The sequence below is a fragment of the Paenibacillus sp. FSL R7-0273 genome (assembly GCF_000758625.1).
Classification (GTDB): Bacteria; Bacillota; Bacilli; order Paenibacillales; family Paenibacillaceae; genus Paenibacillus_AQ.
In genome coordinates this window covers 489,478-501,629 of record NZ_CP009283.1, presented here as the reverse complement: position 1 = coordinate 501,629, position 12,152 = coordinate 489,478, and the positions used below count along the sequence as shown (strand labels likewise).

The 12,152-nt window shown below is 50.3% G+C and carries 10 protein-coding genes; 4 read left to right on the top strand and 6 right to left on the bottom strand.

Features of this window, described 5'->3' with window-relative positions:
• Positions 1 to 80: 80 nt before the first annotated feature.
• The 3 genes from R70723_RS02180 to R70723_RS02170 form a co-directional block, all read right to left on the bottom strand.
• Positions 81 to 1,478: an ATP-binding protein gene (locus tag R70723_RS02180; protein WP_039869404.1), complete on the bottom strand. Its 1,398-nt coding sequence runs from the start codon at positions 1,476 to 1,478 to the stop codon at positions 81 to 83.
• Between the two features lie 141 nt (positions 1,479 to 1,619).
• A complete protein-coding gene (locus R70723_RS02175; RefSeq protein WP_039869403.1) occupies positions 1,620 to 1,886 on the bottom strand; it encodes a hypothetical protein in 267 nt (88 codons plus the stop codon).
• Between the two features lie 56 nt (positions 1,887 to 1,942).
• A complete protein-coding gene (locus tag R70723_RS02170) occupies positions 1,943 to 2,146 on the bottom strand; it encodes a CsbD family protein (protein ID WP_039869402.1) in 204 nt (67 codons plus the stop codon).
• 466 nt (positions 2,147 to 2,612) lie between these two features.
• Between R70723_RS02170 and R70723_RS02165 the strand changes: the two genes are divergently transcribed.
• The 4 genes from R70723_RS02165 to R70723_RS02150 all read left to right on the top strand — a co-directional run bounded on the left by R70723_RS02165 (position 2,613) and on the right by R70723_RS02150 (position 7,089).
• Positions 2,613 to 3,521 (top strand): hypothetical protein, encoded by a 909-nt coding sequence (locus tag R70723_RS02165; protein ID WP_039869400.1) that lies wholly within the window; start codon positions 2,613 to 2,615, stop codon positions 3,519 to 3,521.
• Between the two features lie 50 nt (positions 3,522 to 3,571).
• Complete coding sequence (locus R70723_RS02160; protein WP_039869399.1) at positions 3,572 to 5,452, top strand: FAD-dependent oxidoreductase; 1,881 nt, start codon at positions 3,572 to 3,574, stop codon at positions 5,450 to 5,452.
• A gap of 188 nt (positions 5,453 to 5,640) precedes the next feature.
• The gene (locus tag R70723_RS02155) at positions 5,641 to 6,090 is read left to right on the top strand and encodes a hypothetical protein (RefSeq protein WP_039869396.1); all 450 of its coding nucleotides are present in this window, start codon (positions 5,641 to 5,643) and stop codon (positions 6,088 to 6,090) included.
• A gap of 18 nt (positions 6,091 to 6,108) precedes the next feature.
• Entirely contained in the window at positions 6,109 to 7,089 is a 981-nt protein-coding gene (locus R70723_RS02150) for a polyprenyl synthetase family protein (RefSeq protein WP_039869394.1), read from the top strand.
• A 647-nt stretch (positions 7,090 to 7,736) separates the two neighbouring features.
• Here the strand turns inward: R70723_RS02150 and R70723_RS02145 are convergent.
• From R70723_RS02145 to R70723_RS02135, 3 genes are all read right to left on the bottom strand, one after another.
• A complete protein-coding gene (locus R70723_RS02145; protein ID WP_144027058.1) occupies positions 7,737 to 8,621 on the bottom strand; it encodes a UbiA-like polyprenyltransferase in 885 nt (294 codons plus the stop codon).
• Between the two features lie 42 nt (positions 8,622 to 8,663).
• Positions 8,664 to 9,974 (bottom strand): aspartate aminotransferase family protein, encoded by a 1,311-nt coding sequence (locus R70723_RS02140; protein ID WP_039878149.1) that lies wholly within the window; start codon positions 9,972 to 9,974, stop codon positions 8,664 to 8,666.
• 243 nt (positions 9,975 to 10,217) lie between these two features.
• The gene (locus tag R70723_RS02135; RefSeq protein ID WP_039869392.1) at positions 10,218 to 12,143 is read right to left on the bottom strand and encodes a peptidase U32 family protein; all 1,926 of its coding nucleotides are present in this window, start codon (positions 12,141 to 12,143) and stop codon (positions 10,218 to 10,220) included.
• Positions 12,144 to 12,152 lie beyond the last annotated feature (9 nt).

Sequence of the window (12,152 nt, the reverse complement as noted above, 5' to 3'; positions counted from 1 at the left end):
CTTCATTCTACTCGGCATCAATTCCAAGTCAATACAGCAAAGTCACAAAGAAAGTTGGAGGCTGGCGCTCCAGCCCCCGGTTACAAGGGTAAATAAAGAGAAAAGCGACTGCCCTGCTGCTCTTCACTGTGCAGTGTGATGAATCCGCCCAGAAGTCTTGCCAGGTCATTGCTGATGGACAGGCCAAGCCCGGTCCCTCCGTATTTGCGGCCGATCGTTGCGTCCGCCTGCTGAAAAGCCTCAAAGATGACGTCATGCTTCTCAGCGGCAATTCCGATGCCGGTATCCTGCACATCAAATACGATCCAGCGCCGCAGCAATGCACCCTCCTTCTGCTCCGCTGTGCGGATATGAAGGGTGATGCCCCCTTCCGCTGTGAACTTGACTGCATTGGCGAGCAGATTACGGAGAATCTGCTGCACCCGCTGGGGATCCGAGTGAATGATTTCCGGAACCTCCGCATCCTGCCGGACCTTGAAGTCCAGCCCCTTCAGCTTGGCAGCCACACTGAACTGCAAGGCCAGCAGCTCCGGAATCTCGCTGACACTCAAATCCTCTTTGCTGATATCCAGCTTGCCGGCTTCAACCTTGGACAAATCGAGAATATCATTAATAAGCATAAGCAGATCCGCACCCGACCGTTGGATGATCCCGGCATATTCTCGGGTCTCCTCGGCGCTCAGGGAGTCACTGCTTTCTTCTATTAATTGTGACAGGTTGATAATGCTGTTCAGCGGTGTGCGCAGCTCATGCGACATCGTTGCCAGAAACTCAGACTTGTACTGGGAAGCCAGCATCAGCTGCTTGGCCCGCTCCTCCAGGGCAATCTTGTTCTTGTGCAGCTCCTCGGTCTGGGCGGACAGAAGCTCATTCGCCCGGATAATCTGGCCGTTGCGCAGCAGCTCCAGCTGAAAGTCACGGATAATCAGGGCAAACAGCAGGCTGAGGACCAGTCCTCCAGTCAAGGTTACCGGCATAATCTCGGTGAGATAGATCTTATCGGGTATAACACCGAATATAAGGATATTAACCGTATTGACCAGATTGACGATGAGGATCACCGCCAGCCTTTTGAAGCGCAGTGTAGCCGTAGAACGGCTCACCCACAGGCTGAGGCCTGCGCAGACAAAGCCCAGAATGGACAGATTGATCACACCGGCCATCGCCGCTTCATTAATGCCGAAGGTCAGCCGGGTAATTGCGGTGCCTACACCGATTATTATAAGGATGAACGGGTGAGGGTAAGCCAGCGTTGAGATAATCAGCGGTACAATGCGCAAATCAAAGATGACATTCTCATCCAGCCTGTACCCGAAAAAGGAGCTGATCCAGCCGGCAAAAATAGCTACCAGCACCCAGCATATCTTTTTTACCCGCTCAGGAGCATATGTAATGGTATGCTTATATATCAAATTGCCCAGATAAGCCAATGTTATCAGCAGCGCTGTATTAACAAAAAAGATTTTAATATATTCCATAGCCACACTCCCGCACTTCAAGTAAAGAAACCCTGCTATCCATACTATCATACTAGTCTTGAATTCATAAAACCACAGTTCTACCCCGCTGTACATATGTATAGTAATAATAAGTGCACAAACAAAGAAGAAGAGCACAAATCATATACGATTTGCGCTCTTCTTCTGAGGCGAAAATAAAGGCAGCACCCTGTTCCAGCGCCTGCCCGGCATCAGCTGCCGGCTGCTTCTGTCACGTTCAGGTTCCTGCACTTTATCCGGCTCACATTCAGCCTGTGTCCATAGCTCTGCATCAGGAAGCTTATAATACCGGGGATTATAGGTACACAACATCTCTCCTTGCTGCGTAAGCACCTTATCAGCCTGTACTTCGATAATCCTGCCGGCAACGACGGTCGATTTGTACATAGGACACCGCCTCTTCTTGCGAATGTGACTAGCGTATTCTCCCGGGCATTAACCCGTTAATTGCGGACGGACTGCCCCCAGTTGCGGTATTCTTCCTCGGCCTGATCTTTGGTATGGCCATAGCGCTCCTGCAGCTTGCCGATCAATTTATCTTTTTCACCATCAATAACGTCAAGGTCATCATCGGTAAGCTGGCCCCATTGCTTCTTGGCCTCACCTTTGATCTGAAGCCATTTCCCTTTAAATACATTGCTGTCCATACATGTTCATCTCCTTAGTTCCCTGTAGTTGGTTAGGTATTTTCAGAGTTTCACGTGCTAGCAATATATTACCCGGCACGGCATCAGGTGAATCTGAAACGGAGCATTACAACGTCGGATTTTGTCACATAATAGTCTATTAATTAAGGTATTCAAATCTTTTAAAATTTGATATAATCCGAATATAGATAAATTAGATGCAGATAAATTAATTTAGGTTTAAGTGATTATTTTCACATGTATAGCCGTTTTATTATGCTAAAATGCCTTCGGAGCAGAAAGAAGATGTTTTAAATTTTACACATTGTTTACTGATAAGTGTCAAAGTACTGCAACAAAACCGATCTAATACCGATAATAAGAGTGACATTTGTCATTTATAACGTGATAAATATCACTTCCAAGTCTATTAAAATGTTTTACATTTTAATATATATATTTTAAACTAATTTGGAGGTCATCACAAATGAAAAAAGCTTCTGTAATTTTGTCAAGCGCCCTGGTTCTTGGCACCCTGCTTGCAGGCTGCGGAAACGACAACAACGCCGCTAACACTGCTGCTACCAACGCTCCTGCAGAAACAGCTGCACCAGCAGCAACTGATGCAGCAACCAACGCACCCGCTGAAGCAGGACAATATCAGGACGGCACTTACTTCGGTACAATCGAAGCCGATGCAGAAACCGGCTGGCAGACTTATGCGCTTTTGACAGTTGAAGGCGGAAAAATCACTAAGGCTGACTGGAACGCATTCAACGTTAAAAATGCCGGCGACCTGAAGAAGAAAGTATCCGAAGACGGTAACTACGGTCTGGTTGCTAAAGGCGGCGCCCAGGCAGAATGGCATGAACAAGCTGCTAAAGCTGAAGCATACCTGATCGAAAAACAAGATCCTGCTGCAATTACTACTGATGCTGAAGGACATACTGATGCTATTTCCGGCGTATCCGTACACGTTAACGACTTTACTGCTGCTGCACAGGCTGCTCTTGCTGCCGGTCCTGCAGAAGCTGGTCCTTACAAAGACGGCGGCTACACTGCTGAAGGCGAAATGGATGCTACTTCCGGCTGGAAATCCACTGTTGCCCTGACTGTTGCTAACGGTAATGTTGTAGCTGTTAAATTCAGCGGCCTGAATGCTGCTGGCGACGACAAGAAGCAATTTTCCGTTGACGGCAAATACGGCATGAAAGCCGGCGGTGCCCAATCCGAATGGCATGAGCAGATTGCACAGGCTGAAAAGTATTTCCTTGAGAACAAAGGTGCAGCCCCTACCCTGGATGCTGAAGGCAAAACCGACGCTATTTCCGGTGTATCCATCCACGTAGGCGAATACTTTACACTTGCAGAAAAAGCACTCGAAGGCGCGAAATAAGTAATTCGCTCTCCTCTTGCAGCTAATCAGACGAATGAGGTGAATTTCTCTTGAAGAAAATAGTCATTTTGGGCGGCGGCTACGGCGGCGTACTCACGGCTAAGAAACTGGCAAAGAAATTTAAGAACGACAAAGATGTAGAAATTAAACTTATCGACCGGAATCCCTATCACACTCTTTTGACTGAGCTGCATGAGGTTTCAGCGAACCGCGCGCCTGAGGATTCAATTAAGATCGATTTGAAGAAAATCTTTGCAGGTCTTAAAGTTGATGTTGTTCTTGATGAAATCAGCAACATTGATTTCAAGAACAAGAAGCTTAAATCAGATAAAGCTACTTATGCTTATGATTACCTGGTTATCGGCACAGGAAGCAAACCGACCTTCTTCGGAATTCCTGGAGCTGAAGAGAATACCTTCTCCTTCTGGTCCTATGACGACGCGGTAGCGCTGAAACGTCAAATCCGCGATATGTACACCAAAGCGGCCAAGGAAAAAAATCCGGCTGTACGCCGTGCAATGCTGACTTTCGTCATCATCGGTGCCGGCTTCACCGGCGTCGAGCTCGTTGGTGAAATGGCTGAGCAGCGCGATGAATTGTGCAGAGAGTTCTATATCGACCCTTCTGAAGTACGTCTGGTTGTTGCCGATATGGCTCCTAAGGTTCTGCCAATTCTGCCTGATAAGCTGATTCAAAAGGCTGAAGCGCGCCTGCGGAAGCTGAACGTAGAAATCGTAACCGGCGCTAAAATCACCGAAGTTGGCAAAGGCAGTGTTGCCCTCGGCGAAAAGAATGTTGTCGAATCTCAGACTATTGTCTGGACTGCCGGCGTTGAAGGCTCTGAAATTGTAGGCAATCTTGAAGTTAAGCAGGAAGGCCGCAAGCGTATCGTTACCAATGAGCACCTGGAAAGTGTAGACCACAAGAACGTGTATGTTGTCGGTGATAACATCTTCTTCATTCCTGAAGGTGAATCCCGTCCGGTACCGCAAATGGTTGAGAATGCTGAACAGGCAGCTCCGCTCGTAGCCACAAACATTACAGCTGATATCAAAGGCACCGCTAAAAAAGCCTACAAGCCGGCTTTCCACGGTACGATGGTATCCATCGGCAGCCGCTATGGTGTAGCGAACGTTGGTCTTCCAGGCAAGCTGTTCATGCTCACCGGCTTTATGGCTATGCTGTCCAAACACTTTATCAATATGTTCTACCTGTCCCAGGTTGTAGGCTTCAATAAGGTTTGGACCTACATGATGCACGAATTCTTCCATGTTGAAAACCGCAAGAGCTTTGTAGGCGGCCACTTCTCCAAGCGTTCGCCTAACTTCTGGCTCGTTCCGCTGCGCGTCCTCCTCGGAGGCATGTGGCTGTATGAAGGTATCGATAAGATCAAGAAGATCTGGGAAGATCCGGATAAGATATTCCTGATTCCGGCTGCACCTTTCGCTACTGACGCAGCATCATCAGCCAGTGTGGCTGTAGATGCGGTTAAAGAAACTGTAGACGCCCAATCAGCTGCTTCCGCAGTATCTACTGCAAAAGAAGCTGTGGAAGCTCTCTGGGTTCCAGACTTCGTACACAATACAACGAACTGGTTCATGGATCTGATGTTCTACAACAATGACGGCACTTACACGTTCCTGGCAAAATGGTTCCAAATCGGCATGGTTTGCGCCGAGATCGTCTTCGGTATTATGCTTATTGTTGGTCTGTTCACAGCTCTCGCTTCATTAGGAACGATAGCTATGGCAGCCATGATCTGGTCCAGCCAGATGGCATCGACGGAAATGCTCTGGTACATCGCAGCAGCAATCGCGACTATCGGCGGATCCGGCAGCGTCTTCGGTCTTGACTACTACGTTCTTCCTTGGCTCAAGAAGCAGTGGAAGAGAATTCCGCTCGTACGACGCTGGTATGTGTACACGGACTGATGTAAATTAATCTCTTCTTAACAATTTATAGCGCATTTGTGCTACAGTTTAATAAGATATTCCAAGGAGTAATGTGTCCCTGCGACACATTACTCTCCTTGTTTAACAAGGTTTTAAAGACTGGTTTTGTAGGGATATTCAGGGTAACGGATGCTTCCGTCAAAACCGGCATTAAGGAGAGAAGCTAAGTGAACAGACAACTCATTGAAGATACCTTCCGGCAATTGCAGACTGAAATGTCCCCGGTCGCCGGTATTCAATTGGATCTCTCTCCGGCGGAATGTGAGCGGATGCTCGCGGTACTGGAACGCCATGATCTGGAATATGACCGCAAAATCCGTTTGCTCGGTGTTTATATCATCCTCACCATGGCCGAACAGCGCCATATGGATTGTATCCCGAATCACCCCGGCCTTACCCGCAACATTTTGGACGGAGATTATTTATACAGCTTCTATCTGCAGTTCGCCGTGCATTGCCGTGAGCTGGACCTGGTAGCTTTTCTGGCTCCATCCATTAAGAAAATGCAGATCAGACGTTCAAATGGGGACTTCGCAGCGTATAATCCGGCGGCTGGAATTGATGAGTTCCTTCTCCAGGAGAGCAGGCAGCGAAGCCGCACAAGCAAAGCCATTTGACAGGTGGGAATCCGATAGATGAAGCTGCATGAAGCATTAAACATAGACCTGAACCAAATTAACCGTGAAATCGAAAACTTAGTGGCCCGTGATAAGGATGTACCCAAAAAGTCGCAGCTCGCCCAGAGTATCCTGGAGCTAGTCGGCTCCGGAGGTAAGCGTCTCCGCCCGCTGATGGTTATTGTCGGCGGCCGGTTCGGCCGTAAGCCTGACGGACGCAGAACACTGCAGCTTGCTGCCGCAGCTGAATTTATTCACGCCGCCTCTTTAATCCATGACGATATTATCGACGATGCCGAGCTGCGGCGCGGCGGAGCCGCCCTGCATGTAAAGACAGGCGTCCTGTCCGCTGTTCATATCGGCAATTACATGTCAGCCAGAGTTATCGAGCTGCTCAGCAAATATACCGGAGACAAAGACCGCTACGTCCATGACCTGTCATCCGTAGCTACCGCCCAGCTCTGCCTTGGGGAATACCAGCAGATGGAGCATGCCTTCGATTATGATCTGACGCTCGAGCAGTACCTGGAGAAATCACTTAACAAAACAGCGATGCTGATGGCTACCTGCCTGCGGGTCGGCGCACTCTCTACAGAGAGTCCTGACGAAGTCGCGCAGCTCCTGTACCGCTTCGGCGAGGCGCTGGGCATGTCGTTTCAGATCCAGGATGATCTGCTCGACTTCACCCAGTCTGCCGAGAAGCTGGGCAAGCCTGCCGGCAGTGACCTGCGGCATGGCCAGGTGACGCTTCCTGTGCTGTTCGCCCTTCAGGACCCTGCGCTCGCTCCCGCGATCCGCAGGATTGGCCCTGATTCCTCTGAAGAAGAGGTTGCTTATGTACTCAATCTCGTCACCGGCAGCGATGCCCTCGCCCGTACTGCGGAGGTTAGCCAGAGCTATCTGGACCAGGCTGCAGCGATTGTACAGGAGCTCTCCAGTTATCCGGCTCATGCGGATCTGCAGACCCTGCTGCAGTACTTTGCCGGCCGTGACTACTGAGATATCAAGGTATGTATAAACACATTAAGCCGTATCTTAAACGTGTTAAATTTTAACTATTTCTCAAAGAGCCTTCGGGCTCTTTTTTTGCGTTCTATTGCTTTAGGGGATTTGGGATTCTACAAACAATTTAAGTGGAAATTGGCTAACTAATTCACAGCAAACTGCCACATAGAGATGATTAGCGGGAAAAAGTTCACCTAATATCACCTTTCAGGCGCTTAACAGGCCCTTTTGGTTAAATTAGATGTCTTTTTTCCACCTAACAGTTACCATTATCGAGAAATGAGAGATTTAGGTGACCAAAATCAAACTAAATGTGGTTTTCACTAAACCAGCGAACGCAGCGAGGCGCTTGTGAGCGTTGTTTAGCAAGGGGGGGGTTGGGGGTGCTCTTGCCTTTAGCTTTGGATCTTAGTAGTTGTTACACAGCAAAAAGGCCGCGTAGCCAGCCTTTACGCGCCCTTGCTGCCCGCCCCTACTGGGCGGGCTTGTTGTCTTTTGTTGTTAGCCTAGTGAGGTTAGAGCGAGCGGAGAGGAATTTTGGAACTGTAGGAGCGGTAGCGTCCGCCTGAAAGCTTTCCAAAGGAAAGCTCGCATCGGAAGCATATGCTATGTTTGGATTTCTACCGAGCGACAGCGTGCCCCTAGCTAACATAAAAATAATCAATCAACGTGCACAGTACTATCACCATACTGATCACCTGATTCAAATTATAAGAAGCCACCTTCATCAGCTTCCGGTTCGACGGCTTGATGATCTGATGCTCCGTCATCAGAAGCAGGGTCGCTATGCCGATGCCGACCAGGTACATCCAGCCCAGATCGCGCCAGAGGTACAGGAAGAGCAGCAGCATAACCATGATGAAGTGCAGGCCCTTAGAAATAAGCAGCGCATTCTTCAGCCCGAAGAAGCTCGGAATTGACCAGAGGCCATGCCGCCGGTCAAACTCGATGTCCTGGGTGCCGTAGATGATATCAAACCCGGCTATCCAGAGCATTACAACCGTTCCGATTACAAAAGGTGTAAAGGCTATGTTCCCGGTAACGGCAAACCATGCGCCGATTGGGGCAGAAGCAATGACAAACCCCAGATACAGATGGCTTAAGAAGGTAAAGCGCTTAGTATAAGAGTAACTGGAGATCAGGACAATCGCCACAGGTGACAGAATCAGGCAGAGCAGGTTCAGCATGCCTGAAGCCACGATAAACAATGCATAGTTGATAATAATAAACAGGATAACTTCCTTCTCCGCCAGCAGCTGCTGCGGCAGATGCCGGTGCGCTGTACGCGGATTCTGCTTGTCAAAGGTACGGTCAACCAGCCGGTTGAAGGCATTGGCGCCGTTGCGCGCACCGATCAGGGCAATCAGCCCCCATAGCATCATATGCCCGGAAGGCCATCCTCCGGCGGCCCAGACCATCGAGATGACGGCAAACGGCAGTGAGAACAGGGTGTGCGAGAACATAACCAGCTCACTGAACATTTTCAGCTTAAGGGCAGCTGTTTTAAAAGCATTCATAATAACCATAGTCTTCGTCCCTTACCTTTCATTCCTGTGCCTGCTGTCCGCTTAAGCCTGCGTAGCGGCAGACAGGCGTTGCGAGGCCACCAGCAGTGCCTCACCCAGCACGTTAAGCAATCCGTCAATATTCTCCGCCGTAACAATAAGCGGCGGCTGGAAGGCCAGGACATTGCGGCCGATACCATTTTTGCCGATCAGGTAGCCGCGGTCCTTCAGCTCCTCCAGCACATCATCAGTCAGCTCGGCGGCGCTGACTGCAGCATTGCCCGCCAGCTCGGCACCAAGCATGAAGCCCGTGCCCCGCACGTCAGTGATCAGCGCAGGGAAGCTTTCACGCAGCTGCTCCAGCCCGGCCTTCAGACGGCCGCCAAGCTCTGCGGCACGTGCCGGAAGCTGCCCGGCCTCAATATAATCGAGCACGGCCAGCGCCGTAGCTGCCGACACAGGGTTCCCGCCGAACGTAGAGGCTGACGGACGGTTCAGCGAAGCAGCGATTTCGTCGGTTGTGGCAAAGGCTGCCACCGGTACGCCGTTGCCGAGCGCTTTTGCCATACTGATGATGTCAGGAACAACTCCGAAATGCTCGATTGCAAACATAGCACCGGTACGGCCGTAGCCGGTCTGAATTTCGTCGTCAATCAGCAGCACACCGTATTGCTCAAGCAGCGCCTTCACTTTGCGGAAATAGGAAGGCGCAGGCATAATCATGCCGCCGTTGCCCTGAATTGGCTCCACAATCATTGCGGCTATTGTATCACCCTTTGCTTCCAGCACACGCTTAAGGCTCTCAACCGACCGTTCAGCAGCCTTTTCCAGAGTCAGCTCAGGATGATACGGCCGCTCAATAAAGGTGACATCCTCGTCCAGATAGTTATCCGTCCGCCACATCTGCAGCCCGGTTACACTCATCGTCAGATTGGTGCGTCCGTGCAGGCCGCTCTCCAGCGCAATAAAGCCTTTGCGTCCGGTATGCATTCTGGCCAGCAGTAGCGCACCCTCATTCGCCTCCGAGCCGCTGTTCACGAAAAAGCTGCGCCGCAGGTTCCCCGGAAGCACCGCCGCAAGCCGCTCAGCGAGATCAACGTTCGGCTGGGTCAAATATACCGTCGATGTATGCTGGAGCTGCTGAAGCTGGGCAATTGTGCGGTCTGTAATTGCCGGATTGCAGTGGCCGCAGGCCACCACAGAGACACCGGCGAAGAAATCCGTGTATTCCTTGCCGTTCTCATCATAAACATACTGCATGCTCCCGCGTACGATTTGCGGGGCATTCCGGTAAAAATGCGCGGTACAAGGATAGAAATACTGCTTACGCTTGGCGGCGACAGCCTCTCTGCCGATAAATGATGTTGATTCCATGAAGATGCCCTCGCTTTCGCTTGATGAATTCATACAGAACCGGCAACCGTCCAGTTCAGGACGGCGCAGCCGGTTATACTTGCTCTACTAACTATTATATCGTCTGCCGCCAGACTTATGGGATAAAAGATGGCTAATCTTCCAATTCACTTTCCTATTAATCTAACTTGTGAAAAATGTCACTTGAGAGTCTATACTCTGGCAAAATAAACAGGATGTACCTATGATTTTAAATTTGAAATATTAATTAAACTGCAGCGAGCCCAGAGTATATCCGGCATACACCGGCTTAAGTCCGCCCAGTATATCCGCCTTATCACCCTTACCGCCGATAGCAGCCTGATAAGCTGTAATAATAGTACGCAATTCAGTAATACTATAAGTAGCGCCTTCAATCCGGAAGGTCGAGATCCCCAGCCCGTTCATCTCATCCAGCATCGGCAGGTAGCACAGCTCTTTAGCGAACAGCAGGTGGCAGCGGCCGTATTGGTCGCGGTAGACCGGATTTTCACCCTTATCCGTCTTGAGCACCAACACATTATTGCCGACAAACTGATTATCCTCTTCGCCGATCGGTTCCATAACCTCTGTATTTTCGAACAGGTCATGCTCCATATACATCAGTGCCGGTGTACCGTGCACAACAACCTCAAGCGGCAGATCACTCCGGGAGGTGAAGGCGGCAAAATGCTCTAACGTCATCTCCGGTGAAACCGTCAGCCTTTGCAGTCCAAGTCCGGTATACAGCTCTGCGGCCAGATGATTGTATACGTTCAGGTTCACATCCCCGACCATCGGATAGCCCATATCCTTGAAGCGGCGGATTGCCCCCAGGTTTGTAACCAGCAAGCCGTCCACCGGCAGCCGTTCGCCGCTCAGAAGCTGGCTCAACTGGTCAAAATGCAGCTCTGTCATCATCCGCGGCATACCCAGGTATAGCTTGGTCTGACCTTTTAGCGCACCCAATTCCTTGATATCCTGCTTGGTTAGCGGCAGATCCGGCTCAAACACATCGCCCGGCAGATACAGATGCTCTACGCCCAGCTCCAGCGCCAGTCTGGCCTGTTCCATATTATTAACGCGCACTGCCAGCTCAGGCTTGGACGCCTGCTCTTTTTTGCTTTCCGCCAGCCGCTCACGCAGCTGAACCACCCGGCTCTCAGACAATTCCCGCTCAGCAGTAGGCGTACTGAACACCTTGCCTGTACTGTAGAATTTGCCTGTCCCCTCATAACGGCGGTTAATATTAGATAATCCCGGCTTACCAAAAGCATATGCGGTTGAAAAATCACGCTTGCGGTTGTTATACAGCATTTTGGAATCTACCGTCCGGTCAAAACCCAGCGGATCATCGATATAGCGGTCAAGCGCCTCGCCATAGCTGTTCGCCAGCATCACCATGAATTCTTTATCCCGCATCCGGCCTTCAATTTTGAAGGAGGTAATACCCGATTCAATCAGCTCCGGAAGATGCTCATACATGAACATATCCTTGACCGCCAGCGGATATTCAGCCGGGAACACATAGCCGTCCTTCTTGATCCGGTAATCCCAGCGGCATGGCTTCATGCATTTGCCCCGGTTGCTGCTCATCCCGAACACCTGGGAGCTGAAATAGCAGTTGGCCCCGTGCACCGAGCACATATCACCATGTATAAAATACTCCAGCTCCATTCCGCTTCTCTGCCCTAGCAGCTTCGCTGTCTGGAGGTCCATCTCACGGGAAGTGACCACCCGGCTTACTCCGAGATCACGCAGCGCGTAGATCATCTCCAGATTGTGAACATTCATCATAACGGAAGCATGGACCGGAACGGTCAGCCCCATCTCGCGGATCAGCTCCAGCACGGCCATATCCTGCACAATCAGCGCATCCGGCTGAACCTCATCCAGGAACCGCAGATACTCTCTGGCTTCCTCCACATCTTCTTCGCTGAACAGATTATTAACGGTAACATAGACCTTCTTATCAAGATTGTGGGCCATTACCAGCGCCTGGGCAATCTCCTCATGCGACAGGTTGTAGCCCTTGCGCATCATCCGCATATTAAGGACCGGTCCGCCAAAATAAACCGCGTCACAGGCTGACTGAACAACCTCCTTAAAGATTTCAAACGTTCCTGCCGGTGCCAGCAGTTCAATTTCCCTGCCATTAAAAAAACGTGCCATGCTTGTTTC